The organism is Stenotrophomonas sp. GW821-FHT09E08 (genome assembly GCF_059416125.1).
In genome coordinates this window covers 30,555-50,969 of sequence record NZ_JBWKOO010000003.1, presented here as the reverse complement: position 1 = coordinate 50,969, position 20,415 = coordinate 30,555, and the positions used below count along the sequence as shown (strand labels likewise).

General features: G+C 65.9%; 20 protein-coding genes and 4 tRNA genes. 15 read left to right on the top strand and 9 right to left on the bottom strand.

Going from position 1 to position 20,415, the window contains the following annotated elements; all coding sequences use genetic code 11:
• Positions 1 to 323 precede the first annotated feature (323 nt).
• From AC07M7_RS04875 to AC07M7_RS04830, 10 genes are all read left to right on the top strand, one after another.
• Positions 324 to 938 (top strand): CDP-alcohol phosphatidyltransferase family protein, encoded by a 615-nt coding sequence (locus tag AC07M7_RS04875; protein WP_180889873.1) that lies wholly within the window; start codon positions 324 to 326, stop codon positions 936 to 938.
• Between the two features lie 22 nt (positions 939 to 960).
• Positions 961 to 2,025 carry a class III poly(R)-hydroxyalkanoic acid synthase subunit PhaE gene (phaE, locus tag AC07M7_RS04870; protein ID WP_495206866.1) on the top strand — a complete coding sequence of 355 codons (1,065 nt, stop codon included), beginning with the start codon at positions 961 to 963 and terminating at the stop codon, positions 2,023 to 2,025.
• Positions 2,022 to 3,089: a class III poly(R)-hydroxyalkanoic acid synthase subunit PhaC gene (gene phaC, locus AC07M7_RS04865; protein WP_495206865.1), complete on the top strand. Its 1,068-nt coding sequence runs from the start codon at positions 2,022 to 2,024 to the stop codon at positions 3,087 to 3,089. Before phaE ends, phaC begins: the two co-directional genes overlap by 4 nt.
• 53 nt (positions 3,090 to 3,142) lie before the next feature.
• On the top strand, positions 3,143 to 3,514 hold the full coding sequence (locus AC07M7_RS04860) for a YfeK family protein (protein WP_046986298.1): 372 nt from the start codon (positions 3,143 to 3,145) through the stop codon (positions 3,512 to 3,514).
• A 65-nt stretch (positions 3,515 to 3,579) separates the two neighbouring features.
• Complete coding sequence (locus AC07M7_RS04855) at positions 3,580 to 3,783, top strand: PspC domain-containing protein (protein ID WP_006374017.1); 204 nt, start codon at positions 3,580 to 3,582, stop codon at positions 3,781 to 3,783.
• On the top strand, positions 3,780 to 4,232 hold the full coding sequence (locus AC07M7_RS04850) for a hypothetical protein (RefSeq protein ID WP_065724526.1): 453 nt from the start codon (positions 3,780 to 3,782) through the stop codon (positions 4,230 to 4,232). Before AC07M7_RS04855 ends, AC07M7_RS04850 begins: the two co-directional genes overlap by 4 nt.
• 771 nt (positions 4,233 to 5,003) lie before the next feature.
• On the top strand, positions 5,004 to 5,219 hold the full coding sequence (locus tag AC07M7_RS04845; RefSeq protein WP_006374014.1) for a hypothetical protein: 216 nt from the start codon (positions 5,004 to 5,006) through the stop codon (positions 5,217 to 5,219).
• Positions 5,220 to 5,426: 207 nt separating this feature from the next.
• Positions 5,427 to 7,814, top strand: coding sequence for a Tex family protein (locus AC07M7_RS04840; protein WP_495206864.1), 2,388 nt, complete (start codon positions 5,427 to 5,429; stop codon positions 7,812 to 7,814).
• Positions 7,815 to 8,021: 207 nt separating this feature from the next.
• Positions 8,022 to 10,211, top strand: a complete 2,190-nt coding sequence (locus AC07M7_RS04835; RefSeq protein WP_495206863.1) for a PAS domain S-box protein — start codon at positions 8,022 to 8,024, stop codon at positions 10,209 to 10,211.
• A gap of 62 nt (positions 10,212 to 10,273) precedes the next feature.
• Positions 10,274 to 10,558 carry a hypothetical protein gene (locus tag AC07M7_RS04830; RefSeq protein WP_046986760.1) on the top strand — a complete coding sequence of 95 codons (285 nt, stop codon included), beginning with the start codon at positions 10,274 to 10,276 and terminating at the stop codon, positions 10,556 to 10,558.
• Here AC07M7_RS04830 and AC07M7_RS04825 read toward each other — a convergent pair.
• Positions 10,532 to 11,491 carry a right-handed parallel beta-helix repeat-containing protein gene (locus AC07M7_RS04825; protein ID WP_495206862.1) on the bottom strand — a complete coding sequence of 320 codons (960 nt, stop codon included), beginning with the start codon at positions 11,489 to 11,491 and terminating at the stop codon, positions 10,532 to 10,534. The genes AC07M7_RS04830 and AC07M7_RS04825 overlap by 27 nt on opposite strands.
• A 64-nt stretch (positions 11,492 to 11,555) precedes the next feature.
• Positions 11,556 to 12,644, bottom strand: coding sequence for a DUF5694 domain-containing protein (locus tag AC07M7_RS04820; protein WP_495206861.1), 1,089 nt, complete (start codon positions 12,642 to 12,644; stop codon positions 11,556 to 11,558).
• Here AC07M7_RS04820 and AC07M7_RS04815 point away from each other — a divergent pair.
• Entirely contained in the window at positions 12,643 to 13,344 is a 702-nt protein-coding gene (locus tag AC07M7_RS04815; protein ID WP_495206860.1) for a GNAT family N-acetyltransferase, read from the top strand. The two genes, AC07M7_RS04820 and AC07M7_RS04815, sit on opposite strands and share 2 nt — an antisense overlap.
• 255 nt (positions 13,345 to 13,599) lie before the next feature.
• The gene (locus AC07M7_RS04810) at positions 13,600 to 15,426 is read left to right on the top strand and encodes a methyl-accepting chemotaxis protein (protein WP_495206859.1); all 1,827 of its coding nucleotides are present in this window, start codon (positions 13,600 to 13,602) and stop codon (positions 15,424 to 15,426) included.
• On the opposite strand, the gene AC07M7_RS04805 is transcribed toward AC07M7_RS04810, so the two are convergent.
• The 3 genes from AC07M7_RS04805 to AC07M7_RS04795 form a co-directional block, all read right to left on the bottom strand.
• Positions 15,423 to 16,862 (bottom strand): GGDEF domain-containing protein, encoded by a 1,440-nt coding sequence (locus tag AC07M7_RS04805; RefSeq protein WP_495206858.1) that lies wholly within the window; start codon positions 16,860 to 16,862, stop codon positions 15,423 to 15,425. The genes AC07M7_RS04810 and AC07M7_RS04805 overlap by 4 nt on opposite strands.
• A 115-nt stretch (positions 16,863 to 16,977) precedes the next feature.
• Positions 16,978 to 17,520, bottom strand: a complete 543-nt coding sequence (locus AC07M7_RS04800) for a GNAT family N-acetyltransferase (protein ID WP_495206857.1) — start codon at positions 17,518 to 17,520, stop codon at positions 16,978 to 16,980.
• Positions 17,521 to 17,591: 71 nt separating this feature from the next.
• Positions 17,592 to 17,677: transfer RNA gene (locus tag AC07M7_RS04795), tRNA-Leu, on the bottom strand.
• 132 nt (positions 17,678 to 17,809) lie between these two features.
• On the opposite strand from AC07M7_RS04795, the gene AC07M7_RS04790 reads away from it, so the two are divergent.
• The gene (locus AC07M7_RS04790) at positions 17,810 to 18,190 is read left to right on the top strand and encodes a response regulator (RefSeq protein ID WP_495206856.1); all 381 of its coding nucleotides are present in this window, start codon (positions 17,810 to 17,812) and stop codon (positions 18,188 to 18,190) included.
• A gap of 69 nt (positions 18,191 to 18,259) precedes the next feature.
• Positions 18,260 to 18,457 carry a hypothetical protein gene (locus tag AC07M7_RS04785; protein WP_046987587.1) on the top strand — a complete coding sequence of 66 codons (198 nt, stop codon included), beginning with the start codon at positions 18,260 to 18,262 and terminating at the stop codon, positions 18,455 to 18,457.
• Positions 18,458 to 18,502: 45 nt separating this feature from the next.
• Here the strand turns inward: AC07M7_RS04785 and AC07M7_RS04780 are convergent, their stop codons facing one another.
• The gene (locus AC07M7_RS04780; protein ID WP_495206855.1) at positions 18,503 to 19,459 is read right to left on the bottom strand and encodes an SOS response-associated peptidase family protein; all 957 of its coding nucleotides are present in this window, start codon (positions 19,457 to 19,459) and stop codon (positions 18,503 to 18,505) included.
• 77 nt (positions 19,460 to 19,536) lie between these two features.
• Between AC07M7_RS04780 and AC07M7_RS04775 the strand changes: the two genes are divergently transcribed.
• Positions 19,537 to 19,953 carry a GNAT family N-acetyltransferase gene (locus AC07M7_RS04775; RefSeq protein WP_046987585.1) on the top strand — a complete coding sequence of 139 codons (417 nt, stop codon included), beginning with the start codon at positions 19,537 to 19,539 and terminating at the stop codon, positions 19,951 to 19,953.
• Between the two features lie 140 nt (positions 19,954 to 20,093).
• Here AC07M7_RS04775 and AC07M7_RS04770 read toward each other — a convergent pair.
• From AC07M7_RS04770 to AC07M7_RS04760, 3 genes are all read right to left on the bottom strand, one after another.
• Positions 20,094 to 20,169: transfer RNA gene (locus tag AC07M7_RS04770), tRNA-Glu, on the bottom strand.
• 47 nt (positions 20,170 to 20,216) lie between these two features.
• A tRNA-Ala gene (locus AC07M7_RS04765) sits at positions 20,217 to 20,292 on the bottom strand.
• Positions 20,293 to 20,335: 43 nt separating this feature from the next.
• Positions 20,336 to 20,411 (bottom strand) — tRNA-Glu (locus AC07M7_RS04760).
• Between the last annotated feature and the right edge of the window lie 4 nt (positions 20,412 to 20,415).

The following is a 20,415-nucleotide window of genomic DNA, read 5'->3' as shown; positions in this document are numbered from 1 at the left end:
CGTGGCGACGGCGGGTCCGCCGGTGACCATAGCGCCGACCCTGCGGCTTGGGAAGTAGGGAAACCCCGCTTCGGGGTGATGAGGAAATGTCCAGCGTCGCAGTCGGTGAGATCTGGTTGTCCACAGGGGGTGTGGATTACGCGTGGGCAACTTTGTGGATAAGCGTCGACAGGCGCCACCCCCCTAGGCTGTCAAGATGGGTGGCGAAAAATTCACCGCCGGTGAGGGCGGGTGAGGGAGCGGTGAAGGGTGGTCCCTGCCGCCGCTGTCGCCAGCAGCGGTGCTCGCGGTAACCTGTGGGCCTTGATGCTCCGTGAGACCCCATGAAACGTCACTTCTCGATGCTGCGCGAATTCCAGCTGGCCGACTGGTTCACCCTGGCCAATGCTTTCTGCGGCACCGGTGCGGTCTTCGCTGCGATGCGCTTCCTGCAGGACGGCGAGCGCGGCTATCTGCTGTTCGGCATGGCGCTGATCCCGTTGGCCTTCATCTTCGATGCACTCGACGGGCACATCGCGCGCTGGCGCAAGTCCAGCTCCACCCTGGGCCGTGAGCTGGACTCGCTGTCCGATGTGATCTCTTTCGGTGTGGCGCCGGCGGCGCTGGCCTATGCCTGCGGCATGCAGGGCGGCTGGGACTGGCTGGTGCTGAGCTACTTCGTCTGCTGTGGTGTCAGCCGCCTGGCCCGCTACAACGTCACCGCCGAGGCACTGGCCGGCGACGAGGGCAAGGTCAAGTATTTCGAGGGCACGCCGATCCCGACCAGCCTGCTGCTGGTGATCGTGTTGGCCATCGCCGCCGGCACCGGCGCCATCGGCCAGGAGATCTGGTTCGGCCAGTGGCAGATCGGGCCGTGGCAGCTGCACCCGATGGTGCTGCTGTTCGCCCTGTCCGGGTCGCTGATGATCAGCAAGACCCTGCGCATCCCCAAGCCATGAGCCAGCCCTGCGGAGGCCTGCGATGACCAGCTCGGCCCACGACCCCGGCAGCAGTGATTTCGAGACCCTGGCCCGGCAGTACTTCGGCGCCTGGGGCGACGCCCTGCGTCATGCCTCCACCCCGGGTGCACCGGCCGGTGACGACCCCGGCAGCTGGCGGCGCCTGTTCGACTGGTGGGGCCAGTTGCTGCCCGAACAGGGACAGGGCGCGCCGGAAGATGCCGTGCGCCGCTTCCGCGAACAGGCGGGCAGCTGGTACGGCACCATGCAGGAAGTGGCTGCGCGCTTCGCCGGCCGCGATGCCAGCAGCGCCGACGTGGCCCAGGCCTGGCGCGAGGCGGTGCAGGGGCAGGGCGATGGCATGCTGCAGTGGATGCTGCAGGGCGCCCGTGGCAGCACCCAGGCCGGCGCCGCCGTGCCCGAGTTCGCCGCGTGGCTGCAGCAGTTCCAGTTGCAGGCCGGCCCTTGGCTGCAGAGCCCGGCGTTCGGCCCCGGCCGCGAGCACCAGGCGCGCTGGCAGTCCCTGCTGCGTGCGCAGGAGGAATACCAGCAGCATTCACGCGCCTACGTCGATCAGATCAAGCAGGCACTGGACGAGGCCTTTGCGCTGTTCGAGCAGCGCTTGGCCGAGCACGAGCAGCCAGGCAGCCAGCTGACCAGCGCCCGGGCGATGTTCGACCTGTGGATCGAAGTGGCCGAGGAGGCCTACGCCAAGGTCGCCATGTCCGAACCGTTCCAGCAGGTGTATGCCGCGCTGGGCAATGCACAGATGCGCCTGCGCGCCGGCCTGCAGCGCGAGGTGGAACAGATGAGTGAACGGATCGGCCTGCCGACCCGCAGCGAGATGGACGCCGCACACCGCCGCATCGCCGAGCTGGAGCGCAGCCTGCGCCGCCTGCAGGCGCAGGTGGCGGTGCTGGCCGGTACCGCCGAGGTGGATCCGGTGGCGCAACCGGCGCCGGCGAAGGTGAAGCCGGCCGCGCGCAAGGCTGCGAAGAAGACGGTGCCCGCAAAGAAGGCGCCTGCGAAAAAGTCGTCTGCGAAGAAGGCCGCACCTCGTACTTCCACTCGGGCGCGTGACCGATGAAGGGGCCGCTGGGTTTCAACGCCGATGACCTGATGCAGGAAACCCTGGCCATGCAGCGCAAGCTGATGGAAGGGCTGAAGCTGCTGCCGCAGGTCGAAGATGTTGATTACGGCGTGACCGCCCGCGAGGAGGTCTGGCGCGATGGCAAGGTGGTGCTGTACCGCTTTGTCGGCGAACAGGCGCCGACCCGGCGCACGCCGCTGCTGATCGTCTATGCGTTGGTCAATCGGCCGTACATGGTTGACCTGCAGGCCGACCGTTCGCTGGTGCAGAAGCTGCTGGCGCTGGGCCAGGATGTTTACGTGCTGGACTGGGGCTACCCGGACCGCTCCGAACGCTTCCAGACCCTGGAGGACTACCTGCTGCGCTACATCGATGGCGCGGTGGATGCGCTGCGCGCGCGCAGCGGTGGTCCGGTGGACATGCTGGGCATCTGCCAGGGCGGCGTGTTCGCACTCTGCTACGCCGCGCTGCGCCGGCAGAAGCTGGGCAAGCTGATCACCATGGTCACCCCGGTCGATTTCCACACCACCGACAACATGCTTTCGCATTGGGCGCAGCAGGTGGATGTAGACCTGCTGGTGGATACGCTGGGCAACATCCCGGCTGATCTGATGAATGCCAGTTACCTGATGCTCAAGCCGTTCCGCCTGAACGTGCAGAAGTACGTGGGCCTGCTCGACATCCTCGATGACAAGGCCGCGCTGGAGGATTTCCTGCGCATGGAGAAGTGGATCTTCGATTCGCCGGACCTGGCCGGCGAGGCGTTCCGCGATTTCATCAAGCAGTTCTACCAGGGCAATGGGCTGATGAACGGGACGGTGCGGATCGGCGAGGAGGCGGTGGATCTGTCGAAGGTGACCCTGCCGGTACTGAACATCTACGCCGAGCAGGACCATCTGGTGCCGCCGGACGCCTCGCGCGCGATGCGTGGCCGGTTGGGCACGGACGACTACACCGAGTCCAGTTTCCGCGGCGGGCACATCGGTATCTATGTTTCCGGGCGTGCACAACGCGAAGTGCCGGCGACGATCGATGGCTGGCTGAAAGCGCGCGACGTGTAAGGCTTGCTTCGCTTTTGTAGAGTCGAGCTTGCTCGACTGCCTGGAGAATGATGATGTCGCAACGGATTTCGATGATGCTTGCTGCGCTGCTGCTGGCAGCGCCTGTCGCCCATGCCGCTCCCGGCCCGCAGGCGCAGCGGGAGATCGCGCAGCTGATCTCCAGCCTGGACGGCTCCCAATGCCGCTTCCAGCGCAATGGCAGCTGGCACGATGGCAGCGATGCGCGCGCGCACCTGCAGCGCAAGTACGACTACCTGCTGAAGAAGGACATGGTGGACAGCGCCGAGCAGTTCATCGAGCGCGCCGCCAGCCAGAGCAGCATGAGCGGCAAGCCCTATCGCATCCAGTGCCCAGGGCAGCCTGAACAGACCGCGGCCGCCTGGTTCGGCGCACGCCTGCAGGCCCTGCGCCACCGCACGCCGTAGACATAGGGGCGGTGTAAAGTCGAGCCATGCACGACTGCTTTTTCCCGTAGCTCAGGAGAACCGCCATGAACACCACGCCGCGCACGCTGTCGCGTTCATTGAACGACCGCATGATTGCCGGCGTGATGGGGGGCATCGCCCACCGCTTCGGCTGGAACCCCACGCTGGTGCGGATCGTGTTCGTGCTGGTCTCGATCGGCTCGGCGGCCTTCCCCGGCATCCTGGTCTACCTGATCCTGTGGCTGCTGATTCCCAACGAGGCCGATTGAAGACTCCCGTGACGCCCTGGCCGATCTGGCTGCGCGCGCTGCAGGTGCTGGGCGCGGTGTGGACGTCCCCCAATTCCCTGCTCGGCGTGATCGGCGGCCTGGCCGGCATGCTTGGCGGGGCGACGCTGCGTTGGAGCAGCCTTGACTGTGCGCTGGTGTTCGATCGCTGGCCGTGGGGACCAGGCGGGGCGATCACCCTGGGCAACGTGATCCTGCATACCGGCCATGACCTGGGCATTTCCTGCCGCACCTATGCGCATCAGGCGGGGTGGGGCGTGGAGCCGCTGATCCGGCTGGATGACCACGAACGCGCGCACGTCTACCAGTACATGGTGCTGGGGCCGCTGTACCTGCCGGTATACCTGCTGTGCGGCGGGGTGAGTGCGCGCAACCCGTTCGAGCGCGCGGCCGATCATTTCGCCCGGTTCGGGCACGGTTGGTGGCCGTAGTTTCCAGCCAACGGCGCAGCCCCTCGTGGCTGGCGATGTTTGGTCGCCAAATGCAAAACCGTCGCGCTGGACGGTCGGGTTGGGCTCGCGGGGGACGCCGTGAACCCGTCCATGGGGGCTTGGCCGCGGCATCCATGCCGCGGACACCCCCGCGAACCCAACCCGACCGTCCTCTGACAGATGGCGATGGCCTGCACCACCCACGGAGAAGAAAAAGAAGAGCAGAAGCGGGTCGCGCGCTGCGCTTGCTCGTATAGAGCCGAGCCTGCGGTCGGCTTCGCGGACTGGCCTGAAAGCAGCCGAGCGTGGGCTCGGCTCTACAAAAAGCGGCCAGCCAGGCTGCTTTTGCTTTTGATCTTCTTTTTTCTTCTCCGTGGGTGGCAGACGCAGCAGAAATCTGTCAGCGGCCGGGTGGGCGGGGCTGGTGGGGTATCCGCGGCATGGATGCCGCGGCTAAGCCCCCAGGGACGGGTTCACGGCGTCCCCGCCAGCCCCACCCACCCGGCCAGCCTACAGGAAACCGGCTTTCCGCGATCATCCCAAACCACCCACGAGGGGCTGCGCCGTTCGCTGGAAACCCCCGATTCGTTAGCTGGAAGTTAAAGATCCGTAAGCATTCTGCTGCGATCCCGCAGTCATCTGCATGCAACCGATCGTCATTAGCCTTTGTGACGTTCCAGTCAGGTTCGACGCGGTAAGCTCTCCCTCGATGAGCTAGCAGCATCGCTCATCGAGTGCAGTACGCAGTAGCAATTTGGAGGAAGACATCACATGGCAATCGTTCTTTATGTCGGTGGTAGCAAGGATGGCGAGAAGGGCGTGGTGCCCTACGGCTTCAGCAAATCCCGCGCCGACACCGCGCTGGGGCCGGAGTTCTACACGGAGCGGTTCATGGAACTGCAGGGTGTCGGCAAGGTCCGCCTGATGGCCCTGGAAAGCATGCGTGACGAGATCGTCATGCAGCGTGCCGCCCGCCACTACCGCTGACCTTCGCAACATGCGGCAGGGCGCGCCCACCATCGTGCGCCCGCGCCGGCATCCCAGCCCAGGGCCAGTCCGAGCCCTCTCTTTGCCAGGATGCCGGCGTCCAATCCGGTCCCGCCGCTGAACCTCGCCCCCTGTCAATGCCTTGTCCGGCTCCGTCGTGGATTGCCAGAATGGGGTCTTCCCGTATCGCGGCACAGACCTGAAGCAATGCACGACGCCAAGAACGCCCAGAGCGCGCTCGCCCAGCAGATCGCCCAGACCATCGCCGACGAGATCGGTGCCCAGTCCACCCAGGTACACGCCGCTGTCGGCCTGCTCGACGAGGGCGCCAGCGTCCCGTTCATCGCGCGCTACCGCAAGGAAGTGACCGGAGGCCTGGACGACACCCAGCTGCGCAACCTGGAAACCCGCCTCACCTACCTGCGTGAGCTGGAAGACCGCCGCGCCGCCGTGTTGTCCAGCATCGGCGAGCAGGGCAAGCTCAGCGACGAGCTGCGCAACGACATCCTGGCCGCCGATACCAAGAGCCGGCTGGAAGACCTGTACCTGCCGTACAAGCCCAAGCGCCGTACCCGTGCACAGATTGCCCGCGAGGCCGGCCTGGAACCGCTGGCCGATGGCCTGCTGACCGACCCGACGCAGGACCCGCAGGTTTTAGCCGCCACCTTTGTCGACGCCGACAAGGGCGTGGCCGACACCAAGGCCGCGCTGGAAGGCGCGCGCGCGATCCTGATGGAGCGCTGGGGCGAAGACGCCGCGCTGGTCGGTGAACTGCGTACCTGGCTCGGCGAAACCGGGGTGATCCGTGCCCGCGTGGCCGAGGGCAAGGAAACCGAAGGCGCCAAGTACCGCGATTATTTCGAACACGCCGAAGCGCTGGCGAAGATTCCGTCGCACCGCCTGCTGGCACTGTTCCGCGCACGCCGCGAGGAAATCCTGTTCCTGGAGCTGGACCCGGGCAGCGATGCCGAGGCTGGCCACCAGTACGCGGAAGGCCGCGTGGCGCGCAAGGCCGGCATTGCCGACCAGGGGCGCGCGGGCGACCGCTGGCTGCTGGATGCCTGTCGCCTGACCTGGCGCGCCAAGCTGCATACCCATCTGCTGCTGGACCTGTTCAACCAGGCCCGCGAAAAGGCCGAGGCCGAAGCCATCGCGGTGTTCGGCGACAACCTGAAGGACCTGCTGCTGGCGGCTCCGGCTGGCCCGAAGACCGTGCTCGGCCTGGACCCGGGTATCCGTACCGGCTGCAAGATCGCCGTGGTCGATGCCACCGGCAAGCTGGTCGCCACCGACACCATCTACCCGCACGAACCCCGCCGTCAGTGGGAGCAGTCGCTGCAGACCATCAAGCAGCTGTGCGCCAAGCACAACGTGGAACTGATCGCGATCGGCAACGGCACCGCCAGCCGTGAGACCGACAAGCTGGCCGGAGAGGCGATCAAGGCCGCGGCCAACCCGAAGCTGCAGAAGGTGGTGGTCAGCGAGGCCGGTGCTTCGGTGTACTCGGCCTCGGAGTTCGCGGCCAAGGAATTCCCGGGCCTGGACGTGTCGCTGCGCGGTGCGGTGTCGATCGCCCGGCGCCTGCAGGATCCGCTGGCCGAGCTGGTGAAGATCGAGCCCAAGGCGATCGGCGTTGGCCAGTACCAGCACGACGTGGACCAGTACCGCCTGGCACGGGCGCTGGACGCACGCGTGGAAGACTGCGTGAACGCGGTTGGCGTGTACGTCAACACCGCTTCAGCCGCGCTGCTGTCGCGCGTGTCCGGCCTGTCGGCGACGGTGGCCGAGAACATCGTGCGCCATCGTGACGACAACGGTCCGTTCAAGCGTCGCAAGGACCTGCTGAAGGTCGCGCGGCTGGGCGAGAAGACCTTCGAGCAGTGCGCCGGCTTCCTGCGCATCGCCGATGGTGACCAGCCGCTGGATGCCTCGGCGGTGCACCCGGAAGCCTACCCGGTGGTCGAGCGCATCGTTGCCAGCACCGCGCGCCCGATCAAGGCGCTGATCGGTGATGGCAGCTTCCTGCGCGGCCTGAAGGCAGAACAGTTCACTGACGACACCTTCGGCGTGCCGACCGTGCGCGACATCCTCAAGGAACTGGAAAAGCCGGGCCGCGATCCGCGTCCGGAGTTCAAGGCCGCCCGCTTCGCCGAGGGCGTCGAGGACATCAAGGATCTGCGCGAAGGCATGGTGCTGGAGGGCGTGGTCAGCAACGTTGCGGCCTTCGGCGCCTTTGTCGATATCGGCGTGCACCAGGATGGCCTGATCCACATTTCGGCGCTCTCCGATACGTTCGTGAAGGATCCGCGCGACGTGGTCAAGGCCGGCGATATCGTCAAGGTGAAGGTGCTGGAGGTGGACGTGGCGCGCAAGCGCATCGCCCTGACCCGGCGCTTGGACGACACCCCCGGCCAGGCCACCAGCCGCCCGGGCCAGCGCGATGAGCGCAATCAGGGCCAGGGGCCACGTCGTGACGCGGGTGGCCAGAACCGTGGCCCCAACCGCAGCCCGGGCAATGGCGGCCGTGGTGGCCAGTCGGCGGCGCCGGCCAACAATGCCCTGGCAGACGCCTTCGCCCGCGCCAAGCGCAGCTGAGGAGCGTGTCCCCCGTCACGGTTGATCCGGGGCGGGGGACTTGTCGATTTTCCCCGTGATTGCGCACACTTGCGCCTGAGGGGGGCGTGTGGCCTCCCCGCTGTCTCTGGGGAGGGCCATGACGCCAGCACGACCCGTCGTCTTCATTGACGTCTGCAGCGCCCTGCTGCGGCCGGAGGCTGCCTGCGCGTCCCGGGGAACGGGTTGATGGCCGGCCAGGGAAGCAACGGCAACGGGCTGCTGGAGCGGCGCCTGCAGGAGCTGGCTGAAGAACGCCGCCGGCTGGCGATGATCATCGACGGCACCGCCGCCGGCACCTGGGAATGGAACGTGCAGACCGGCGAGATGCGGGTCAACGCGCGCTGGGCCGAGATCGTCGGTTACCGGCTGGAAGAATTGGAGCCGGTGTGCCAGAAGACCTTCCTGACATTGGTCCATCCCGACGATATCGCCCTGTCCGATGCGGCGCTCGAGGACCATTTCGAGGGCCGCAGCGACAATTACGTCTGCCTGTTGCGCATGCGCCACAAGAACGGCCAGTGGATGTGGATCCACGACCGTGGCCGCGTGTTCGAATGGGACGGGCAGGGGCGGCCTCTGTGGATGGCCGGTGCGCATGCTGATGTGACCGAACTGCAGCAGGCACGCCAGGATGCGGCCGAGACCCGGCAGCGACTGCAGGCGGTGGTCGACGCCTCCGACGAGGTTGCGGTGATCGCCACCGATATCGACGGCACCATCACCCTGTTCAATACCGGCGCACAGCGCCTGCTCGGCTACACCGCCGAGGAGGTGGTTGGCCAGCGGCGCCTGGATGCGTTCCATGACCCGGACGAGCTGAGCGCCTGGCTGCAGCCGCTGGCGGGCGACGACGGCGAGGTACCTGGCGTGTTCGAGGCGCTCAGTGCCCGTGCCGATGGGCAGACCTATTCGCGGCAATGGACGCTGCGTCGCAAGGATGGCCAGTCACGCCAGGTCCGCCTGTCGATCAGCCGCATGGATGGCGCCGACGGCACGCGGATCGGCTACGTCGGCATGGCGATCGACATCACCGAGATCCTGCAGGCGCGCGCCGAAGCACGGCTGTCGGCGGAGAAGTTCGCCGGTGCGTTCACCTCGGCTGCACTGGGCATGGCACTGGTGTCGCTGGAAGGGCGCTGGCTGGACGTCAATGACGCGCTGTGCCGGATCCTCGGCTATCCACGCGAAGAACTGCTGCAGGTCGATTTCCAGCGCCTGACCCACCCCGATGACCTGCAGACCGACCTGGCTCTGGTGCAGGATCTGCTGGCCGGGCGGCGCAGCCACTACCACCTGGAGAAGCGTTACCTCGATCGCGACGGCAAGGTGATCTGGGCGCGGCTGTCGGTTTCGCTGGTGCGCAGCGAGCGTGGTGAACCTGTGCATTTCGTGTCGCAGATCCAGGACATCAGCGCCCAGCGCAGCAGCGAGCAGCGCTTGTTCGAAAGTGAGCAGCGCAGCCGCATTACTCTTGATGCGGTCGCCGACCTGGTGCTCAGTGTCAGCCTCGATGGCCGCATCGACTATGCCAATGCGGCTGCGGTGCGTACCTTGGCCGGTGATGGTGCGCTGTCGCTGGCCGGGCACAAGGTGCAGGACGTGCTGGCGTTGACCACCGAGTACGCGCCTGGATCGGTGCTGGATGTCTCGGTGCTGCTGGATCCGGAAAGCAACGCAGTGGACCTGCATGCCGACCTGCTGTTGCGGCTGGGCACGGCGACCATACCGGTGGACCTGACCCGCGCCTGGCTTCGCGATGACGAAGGCCATGTACGCGGTGCGGTGTGGGTGCTGCGCGACGATACCCAGCAGCGTGCACGCCAGCGCGAGGCGCGACACCTGGCCGAAATCGACCCGTTGACCGAGCTGAGCAACCGCCGCGGCTTCGAGGTGCACCTGCAGCAGGCGATCACCCGTGTCGAGCGCACGGGCCAGGCCGCGTCGTTGATGTACATCGACCTGGATCGCTTCAAGCCGGTCAACGACACCTGGGGCCATCTGGCCGGTGATGCGGTGCTGTGGGCGGTGGCCAGCGTGCTGCGCCATGGCGTGCGTGATTCGGATGTGGTGGCACGGCTGGGGGGGGATGAGTTCGCGGTGATCCTGTCCGGCTGTACGCCGCGGCGTGCCGCGCGTATCGGCGGCGAACTGCTGCATACCCTTGCGTCGCTGTCGATTCCGTGGGACCAGGACCGCCTGCATGTCGGGGCCAGCATCGGCATCGCGCCGCTGGCGGGCGGCATGAGCGTGGACCAGGCGGTGGCCGCCGCCGACGCCCAGTGCTACCGGGCCAAGGCGATGGGACGCAACAACGTGCAGGTGCAGGGTGAGGCCAGTGAGCTGCCTGGCGACGACGCGGATGCGGCCGAAGGCTGATCTCAGCCTGTGAGAGGACGCGCGCGAATACTGCGCGCACATCCACTCATGCAGGTGATCCCATGAAGGTCTGGAACCCGGTTGCGATGCGGGCCTACGCCCCGGCGATGGTTGGCTGGTGCCTTGCGCTGGCGGCCTGCCTGCGTCTGGAGGAAGTGCGCGACGATCTGCACGCGCAGGCATTGCTGCCGGTGCTGCAGGGCGGTGCCATCGCCCTGCTGGTGTTCACGCTGTCCTGTATCGGCGGGGCCAGCATCGTGTTGTGGCGGGCGGGCCGGAAGGAGGTACCGCCTCATACTCTTGATGCTCAGGCCCACGCTTCACGGGAAGGCGCAGAGATCACCTGAAGGCAAAGAGATGTTACCTGTCGATAGAACGCCTGCAACACCACCCTTTGCATTGATGCCGTTGCAGTTTCCAACACCCAAGCGACGATTCTGAATGAACCGGTTGGAGCGGAATGTGGCCGTGGTACCGCCCGATGTCTCAAACACCGCCCCACCATAGTTCGCACCGCTTACAGAATTGTTTTCTGCAAGAAAGCGCTGTGAACCCTGTACGACGTCGATACCCCATTCACCAGGGCGTTCGATCACCGAGTTCTTGATGGTGCAGTCGACGCAGTTCACCAGATAGATGGCGCTGGCGCCGGAGTCGATGACGCGGGCGCCATCAATCATGACGTTGCTCGAGTTGTAGATGGCCATCTCGCCATCGCCCCCCGGGCCATCCTTTCGGCCGGTCAGCTGCCCATAGAGAATGGTGACGTCGCGGGAATCGGTGATCCACAGATTTGGGTCCGCCACATTGTTGCCTGCTATGCCGTTGGCACGCATGAAGGTGTCCCATATATCCACACCTTTCCCGCCCACGACACCAGTGCTGATCTGGAAGCCGACGATATCGAGGCTCCAGATGATGATGCGGTCCTGATGATAGGCCAGTACACCGAAGTTTCCGCCTGCACCGGTGGACAATGTGAAGTTGTGCAGCATGGTGCCACTGCCGAGCCCGATCGCCTTCTGTGGGGAGCCATGGGCGGAGATCACGACGTCGGCCATGCTCGCACCCAATCCCTCGATGGTCGTGCCGGAGGGAACTTCCAGTGGTGCAGGGCCAGTGACGTAGGTGCCAGGCCGCAGGCAGATTTTCTTGCCAGGTGCGGTGGCCACTGCGGCAGCAAGGTTACCACCACTGTCGAGAGTGAGATCGCATGCCGAGGCCTGCGCGGCACCGGCCAGGCCTATGGCAAAGAGTACGGCGGAAATGCGTTGTTTCATTATGGGTTCCTTCCGTGGAGTGGTTGAAGTTGCATCCAAGATACCGCAGCCGACCGGCTTGACGTCAACGCAGCACTTCATCCGAACTGACCAGCTGTACGTCGTGCATCAGGTTGAGATAGGCCTCGTAGTAGCCCTTGTGAGAGGCACCGACGATGGTCAGCATGCGGGTGCCCGGCTGTTGGCCGAGTACGTCGCGCATGTTGGCGACCATGCGCAGGTTGCGGGTTTCCCAGTAGCCCACGTAGTTGCGGCCGAAGCCTTCTGGCGAGGGCTCGACCAGCGTCGCGCCGAAGTCGCTGTTGTAGGCCACCATCGCGGTCTCGGGTGTGTTGTAGGCGCGATACATCGCGAGCAGTCCGTCCGGTTGGGCAAGATTGGCTTCGAGCCGTTCATCAGCCGCCCTGCGTGCCTTGACGACGGGATTATCCCAGGCGCCCCGGATGGCCGCTGCATAGGCCTTCTGCTGGGATGCCGGCGTCGGCGAATCCGCAGTGTGGTCGTCGACCGACCACACGCGCTCCAGCCCCAGGCGTGCGGCAAGGACGCCGGCCACCAGGCCGGCCTCGTTGCGGCGGGCCATGCGCGTGTCGAGGAACTGCACCAGCTCCGGTGTCAGGCTGTCGGAGGCACGTCGCTCTTCCTTGGGCAGCCGCAGCCATTGGACGACTGCCGAACTGCTTTCGCCCGCGGCCAGGAACACTGCAGCCAATCGGCGCCGCTGGGCAGCGGTTGGCGCCTTCGGCCAATCTGCAAGCAGGCGTTCCATTTCCACGTTGGCGCTGGGAACGTCCAGGCCGGTGACGGCCTGTGCCGGCGCCGGATCGACGCAGTAGTCCGCTACGCTCTCTGCGTATCGGGCCGGATTGCGGCGCATGAAATCGCACTGCAGGCCGGAGAGGTTCTCAACCGCGATCGCGGTGGGCTGCCAGGCCTCCAGCCGCTTCAGCAGTGGCTCCAGCATCGCCGGTTCGAAGGTCTTCGGCAGGCTGGACAGATGCGGGCTGCCCAACACCAGCACCTCGTTCGGACGCCCGGCCGGTGGGCCCTTCAGCTGGTCGGGATGGAAGGTCGGCCGGTAGCTGGCATCGGCAGCCAGGGCGCCGGTACTGCACAGGCCCAGGAAGAGGTAGCTGGCCAAGCGTGGAAGCATGTTGATCTCCGTGTCCGTGAACGTCCTGCAGGTCACTGCATGCTGGCCGTTTCCCAGTATCCGGGGACCTCCCGTTGGTCATGTAAACCCTTTTGCCTTGCGCTGCATCAGTCTGCTGGGCGAGGCTGTGCTCAATGGTCAGGTGGTGCATGACATGGCATCCGGCAACTGGATGATAGATAGCGCGCGGTTGCGCCTTCGGCCTTTCACGGCCGCGGATGCGGATGAGGCATTCGCAGCGATCACGCCGGGGCTGACCCGTTACATGGCGTTCGAGCCGCCGCCGTCGAAGGAGGCCTTCGCTGTGGTCTGGCAGGCGTGGTTGCCAACCATCGCCTCGGGCACGGACATCACCTTCGTCATCCGCCGGCGTGACGATGGCGCCTTCCTTGGCTTGGCCGGCCTTCATCGCAGCAGAGACGCCGAGCCCGAACTCGGCATCTGGATCAGCGAGGCGATGCATGGGCAGGGCTACGGCCGGGAAGCCGTCTCGGCGGTGTGGTCGCGGGCCTCCGCGCATCTGCGATGCGCGGCATTCCGCTACCCGGTGGCGGAGCAGAACGCGCCGAGCCGGCGCCTGGTCGAATCGCTTGGCGGCGTGCCTGCCGGGCGTGAGCAGGGCGTGAAGTACACGGCGATTGTCTACCGCATTCCTGCGGCAAAGCATGGAGATGCGACGGGCGTCGCGGAATCCGGTTAAAGCCGCCGACTGCATCGCCGATATCCCCTCTGGATCCCGCTCCAGTCACCCGCTGCAGGACCCCCGGCTGCCCCCGATGGGCGGCCCGCGCCGTGTGTTCCGCCGCTCCCAGATGCTGATCGCGCCCGCACCAGACGTTCTTGCCAGCCGCTCGAGGGGTGCCAGCCGGCACCTGTAGTCCCAGGCAACTGATGTTGCCGCCGGGCATCCCGCCCGTCGGATCGCAACCGCTTACCGGACACCGAGGATCAGACAATGCTCATTCCAGGCTTCACGGCGGGCGCGCAGGCGCCGGCCGAGCTGCATACCCGTTGGTCTCCCTGGCGCGCGCTGTTGGGTGCGTTGGCTCCCCGGCATCGGCCCAGTACCGAGCTGGCGGCGAACGACCGCGCCGAGCTTGAGGCGCAGGTCGCGGCGCTGCACCGCGTGCAGGCGGTCATCGAGTTCGGGCTCGACGGCACCATCCTGCAGGCCAACGACAACTTCCTGCAGGCAATGGGGTATCGGCTGGAAGAGATCCAGGGCAAGCATCATTCGTTGTTCGTCGATCCAGAGCACGCCGGCAGCACCGAGTACCGCGACTTCTGGGCGCGGCTGGGGCGCGGCGAGTATGACGCCGGGCAATACCGGCGCTTCGGCAAGGGCCAGCGTGAGATCTGGATCCAGGCCTCGTACAACCCGGTGCTGGACCGCCAGGGACGCCCCTACAAGGTGGTCAAGTTCGCTACCGACATCACCGCGCAGAAACTGCAGGCGGCGGACTCGGCCGGGCAGCTGGCAGCGATCGGCAAGTCGCAGGCGGTGATCGAGTTCAGCATGGATGGCCGCATCCTCTCGGCCAACGACAATTTCCTCGCCACCACCGGTTACAGCCTGGACGAGGTGCGTGGGCAACATCACTCGCTGTTCGTTGAACCCGACCACCGCAGCAGTGAAGCGTACCGGCAGTTCTGGCAGAAGCTCGGACGCGGCGAATACGATGCCGGGCAGTACCGGCGCCTGGGCAAGGGCGGGCGCGAGGTCTGGATCCAGGCGTCCTACAACCCGATCCTTGACCTCAACGGGAAGCCGTTCAAGGTCGTCAAATACGCTACGGACATCACCGCGCAGGTACATGAAAACCAGGCCATGCAGCGGGCGGTGGCGCAGACCCGTGAAGTGGTGGCGGCGGCCAAAGGCGGCGATCTGACCCAGCGCGTGGCCACGGCCGACAAGCGTGGCCCGATCGCTGAGCTGTGCGAGGGCGTGAACTCGCTGGTCGAGGCAATGGCGGCCATCATCGGCCAGATCAAGTTCGCCGCCGACACCATCGCGGTGGGCGCGACCGAGATCGCGCAGGGCAACAGCGACCTGTCGCAGCGTACCGAGCAGCAGGCGGCCTCGCTGGAGGAAACCGCGGTGTCGATGAAGGGGCTGGCCGAGACCGTGCAGCGCACTGCCACCAATGCGCGGCAGGCCAGCCAGCTTGCCGGTGGTGCTGCCGATGTCGCGGCGAAGGGCGGCAGCGTGGTGCATGAAGTAGTCGAGACCATGGCGGTGATCAACACCTCGTCGCGGCGCATCGTCGATATCATCGGCGTGATCGACGGGATCGCCTTCCAGACCAACATCCTGGCGCTCAATGCAGCGGTGGAGGCTGCACGTGCTGGCGAGCACGGCCGTGGCTTTGCCGTGGTCGCCACCGAGATCCGCGAGCTGTCGCAGCGTTCGGCCAGCGCGGCCAAGGAGATCAAGCACCTGATCGACGAGTCGGTCGCCAACGTCGGCGCTGGTACCGCCCAGGTCGAGAGTGCCGGCCGGACCATGGACGAGATCGTGGTCAACGTGCGTCGGGTCAGCGATCTGATGACCGAGATCAGTACCGCCGCGCAGCAGCAGAGCGACGACATCCAGCAGATGAACCATGCGGTCGACCTGATTGATCAGGGCACCCAGCAGAACGCAGCGCTGGTCGAGGAGGCGTCGGCGGCGGCGCGCAGCGTGGAGGAGCAGTCGGCGCAGCTGCTGCACACCGTGGCCGGTTTCCGCGTGCAGGGCGCGGCCGGGCATCTGCACGGGGCAGCGGTGCTGCGCGCGGTCTAGGCGCGCCGGTCGGGCCGTTCGCTCCCGGCCGTGGCGGCCGGGGCGCCGTGCACACGGTTGCGCCCGGCGTGCTTGGCCCGGTACAGGGCCTGGTCGGCGCGGTCGACCAGGTCGCGCGGATCGCCGTTCTCGCCGGCGGCCTGCCAGGCCACGCCGATGCTGATGGTGACGACGGCTTCGGCCGCCGGCAGGCCAGCGGCTTCGACTGCCGCGCGCAACCGTTCACCCAGGCTCAGGGCATGGGCGATATCGGGCGAGGGCAGGGCGGCGATGAACTCTTCGCCGCCATAACGGGCCAGCAGGTCATCGCCGCGTTGCAGGCAGCCGTCCAGGATCCCGGCCGCCGCGCGCAGCCGGCGGTCACCTTCCGGGTGGCCATAGGTGTCATTGAGCCGCTTGAAATGGTCGATGTCGATCATCAGCACGGCCAGGCCCAGCCCTTGGCGGCGTGCGCGGCGATGGGCACTGCCGAGGGATTCGTCGAAGTTGCGCCGGTTGCCCAACCCGGTCAATGGATCGCGCCGGGCCAGTGCTTCCAGTTCGTCACGCTGGCGCTGGATCTCGACCTGGGTCAGCACGCTGCGCAACGCGTAACCCAACATGGCGCCGATGAAGCCGACGATCGCCAGTGTTGGATGCAGGCGTGAGACCAGCAGTGCCACCATCATCAGCAACAGGGGCAGCATCAATGGAACACCAGCATCGACGACGCGGCGCAGATTGCGCGACACCACTACCGCAGGCGGCCGCCATGGGCTGCCTGCCATCACTGCCAGCAGTACGAACAGGCCACTGATCAGCAGGTCGCCCCAACCGCCGTCGGGCACCTGGGGCTGGTAGTGATTGATGTAGAACGCGAGCAGAAAATAGCCCAGCGCATAGGTCGTCAGGGTACGGAAGAAGTCACGCCGATCGGCATTGTCTTCGGCCAGGAAGCGGATCAGCGCGAAGCAGAATACGAGACCGTTCTGCACGGTGCTCATCGCGTTCAGACCCCGCATCCACAGGGCTGCATCCAGGTGCACCAGCGCCCGCGTGTGTACGTAGTACAGCAGCCAGAGCAGGGCAATGATCGACAGGTCCACGGCGCGCACGTAGCGGTTGCCGCCCCCAGGGCTGGCCGCCACGTAGGTCAGCGGTATCCGGTAGAACACGTAGAGGATCAGCGACGACAGTGGCATCTGTGCCTGCCCGCCGCCATCCGCGATGCGATACAGCTGGGCCAGCAAGGCGATCGAGAACAGGCCGACGGCGAAGCCGAGCAGCCGCCACTTGCAGGCGGCCCGGCTGTCGCGGGCACGCCGCACACATGCCAGTGCCGCCAGCAGGGGAGCAGCCATCAACAGCAGGAAGGAACCTATCGGGTCCTGAGGGCCGATCAGAGCAATGACAAGCGCGTGCGTGACCAGAAAAAACAGTGCAGCACGCAACGTCATGCATTCCCCCGCCCCCAGGTCCGGCTGCCCTCAAGATAGGCAGATGCACGTGAGGCTTGCAAGAAAAGTGTGCGCTGCGTCCATTGGCAACGTTGTCAGTGGTTGCCGTTGTGTTTCAGCACGATGACGCGGTGTTCTCGATGTGCGCGTACATCCAGAAGTCAGCGGCCTGGCCGCGGACCTGGCGATAAGCGCGGAGCAGTCCCTCGCGCTGCATGCAGATGCGTTCCAGCACGGCGATCGAACGGGTATTGCTGTCCAGCACCGTGGCCTGGATGCGGACGAGCGCCAGTGTAGTGCGTCCCCAGGCCAGCACGGCACGCGCCGCGTTCGTGGCCAGTCCCTGGCCCTGCCAGCGGGGATCGAGATCGTACGCGAGCTCGGCGCGGCGATGCTGAAGATCGATTCCGTTCAGGCCTACGGTGCCGATCAGCAGGTTGTCTGCATCGACCAGTGCCCAGCGCCGGTCGACCGGCGAGGCTGCGTAGCTGTTGATCAGGTGGCGTAGTGCTTCTGGAGAAACGTCACCCCAGCTGGTGTGTTCGGTCACGCCGGGCAGCGAAAGATAGCGCGACCAGGCGACAGCATCATCCGGCCGCAACGAGCGCAGGCGCGGGGGCGGGGTGTCGGGAGGCGAGGGGTGCAAAGGGGCGGGCATGGCTGCCAGTGTCGGCGTTCCAAACCCGGAAATGCAAAAAGGCCAGGTCGGAGACCTGGCCTTTGATGCAGTGGTGCCGGTGAAAGGACTCGAACCTTCATGGGGTCACCCCCGGCTGATTTTGAGTCAGCTGCGTATACCATTCCGCCACACCGGCAGGCAGCGTGCGAGTGTAACCGAGGTCGGCAGGGCTTTCATAGGGGGAGAGGCGATCAGGGCGCTTCCTGTCGGCTTCGACCCCATGGTGGCTATACTGCGGCGGCATGTATCCCTCCAGGAGCGGTAGCCGATGACAGTGTTGAAGGACCTTAGGGTGCTGGTGGTCGAGAACGACGAGATGAGTGCCGCCTTGCTGCAGATGCAGCTGGTGCATGCCGGCGCGACCGTGGTCGGGTTGGCGGCGGGCGTGGCCGAAGCGCTGCGCCTGCTGGAGGATTCGGCGCCGGACGTGGCCCTGCTCGATTATCGCCTTGCCCGCAATGAAACCAGCGAGCCGGTCGCAGCTGCGCTGTCGGCGCGTGGCGTACCGTTCGTGCTGGCCACGGGGATGCTGGCCGAGCAGCTGCCTGAGTCCATGCTGGCTGGTGTGCTGCTGGTCAAGCCGTACCTGTCGGCGGATCTGAGCCGGGCGCTGGCGCGCGCGGTGGGTCGTTCCAGCGCGAAGGCCTGATTGGTCCTGATGGAATCGGCGGGCGTATGCTGCCCGGGCCTGAATGCTCAGGCCTACAAGGAGAGTGGCATGAAGAAGTGGATCAAGCGCGTGGTTGCTGCGGGTGTCCTTTCGATGGCTGTCTTCGGTGGTACGGCCTCTGCCGCGTGGTGCGGCCAGCCTTGTTACCAGCTCTACAAGAGCTGCATTGCGCGGGGTGGCGAGGTTGAGCAGTGCCTGCAGGAGCAAGCGTTCTGCGAAGAGGCGATGTGCGGCGGCAACCCCTGATCCAGGAACCCCGCCCAGGCGGGGTTTTTCATTCGCGCGCCATGTTCAACCTGCTTCCTCATACACGTAGCGGATGTCCTCGCGGTCATCGAGAATTCGGTACTGCCGCGCCAGGTCGTCCGGATCGGGATTGAGCCAGGCATCGAGGTATTCCTTGCGGATAGGTACCACGCCGCGATCATGACCAGCCGCAGCAACGTCGCCGGGCGGTGTGTCGGTGATGGTGGCGAATGACAGCAGGTGGCCCTCCGGGCCCTCCCATTCCGCCCACAGGCAGGCCAGCAGCAGGTCGCGCGGTGGATCGGGACGGAACTCCAGCACCACGTCCTGTTCCTTTTCGTCTGCGCCGAGCGTGCGTCCCGCGATGGCATGGCGGGGCACGTGCTCGTAGAACGCCTGCACCACCACCACGCCATGGCGCAGGCCGAACGCACCACGCCAGTAGCCTTCCAGACTGTCGCGTCGTGCGTTGTAGGTGCCGGGATAAAGCACGTCGTTGCGTGCGGGCTTGTCAGGAAGCCGGCACTGGTAGCGCATCGGCTTGATCACCCGCTCACCGTTCTCGCTGATCATCACCGGCGCATAGGTGCCAGGGAAAATCCGGTTATCGCGTGGCAGCAACTGCACCCGGTGCAGGTCTTCAAGCCGGGCTTGCGCGCGCTCGATGCGGTTGCCGGCCACGCGCAGGTCATTGCGTGCTTTCTGGGTAGGGCGGGTCGCCAGCGTGGCGTTGGCGATATCACGCCGCTCGCACTGGCGGGCCAGGTCCGCTTCCAATTCGCGTTGCTCCTGCGCATGCCACTGCTGGATCTTCGCCACGATGTCGCGCCCCAGCTCGGTGCGTGCAGCAGCGAAGCCGTCATCCATCGCCTTGGGTGTCTTCGGTCGCTTCTTGCCCGGATCGTGCGCGTACAGCTCCGCGAAATCTTCCAGCGACAGGATGGCGCCGAACTCGCGCACCAGCTTGGCGTAGTCGGCGCGGATCAGGGCGGAATAGCACATGGTAAATCTGCCGGGATGGATCGCAGCAACTGCGACGGGGATGAGGCAGGATAGCTCGACCTATAGGGAGATACCGCATGAATGATTCCGCCACCTGCCAGTTCCGCGAGACTGTGCCAACCGTCGAGGGCTACTGCCGGTTGCGTGTGCTGGCCGGCCTGAGTGCCAAGACCGAGGAGGCCGCGGCGCGTGCACTGCCCAATACCTTGTTCGGCGTGTGTGCCTACCAGGGCAACGAACTTGTGGCGATGGGACGGATCGTTGGTGATGGCGGATGTCACCTTCAGGTCTGCGATATCGCGGTGTTGCCGCGCCTGCAGGGGCAGGGTCTGGGCAAGGAAGTGATGCGGCGCCTGAGCGAGTGGATGCAGGGCAACCTGCCGCCGTCGGCCTATGTGAGCCTGTTGGCCGATGGCGAGGCGCATCGGCTGTACGCGCAGTTCGGTTTTGCACCGACGGCACCGGCATCGATCGGGATGTATCGGCGGTTCTGAGGCGCGGTCCAGCGTTTTCCATCCACGCATGGCATGGATCTACTGCAGAGTCGGGGTAGATCCACGCCATGCGTGGATGCGTTCCACCAGCAGATCGCAGGCAAAGAAAAACCCCGGTCGAAACCGGGGTTTTCAAGAATTGGCGTCCCCACGGGGATTCGAACCCCGGTCGCCACCGTGAAAGGGTGATGTCCTAGGCCTCTAGACGATGGGGACGCACGAAAACTTCAAGTTGTAGATTCTTCGACGGCCTAATGTCGAAGTGGTGGAGCCAAGCGGGATCGAACCGCTGACCTCCTGCATGCCATGCAGGCGCTCTCCCAGCTGAGCTATGGCCCCATGAAACGTCGGAATTCTGCTGGGAGCAGAGTCCGTTTGAAACTGGCGTCCCCACGGGGATTCGAACCCCGGTCGCCACCGTGAAAGGGTGATGTCCTAGGCCTCTAGACGATGGGGACGCAC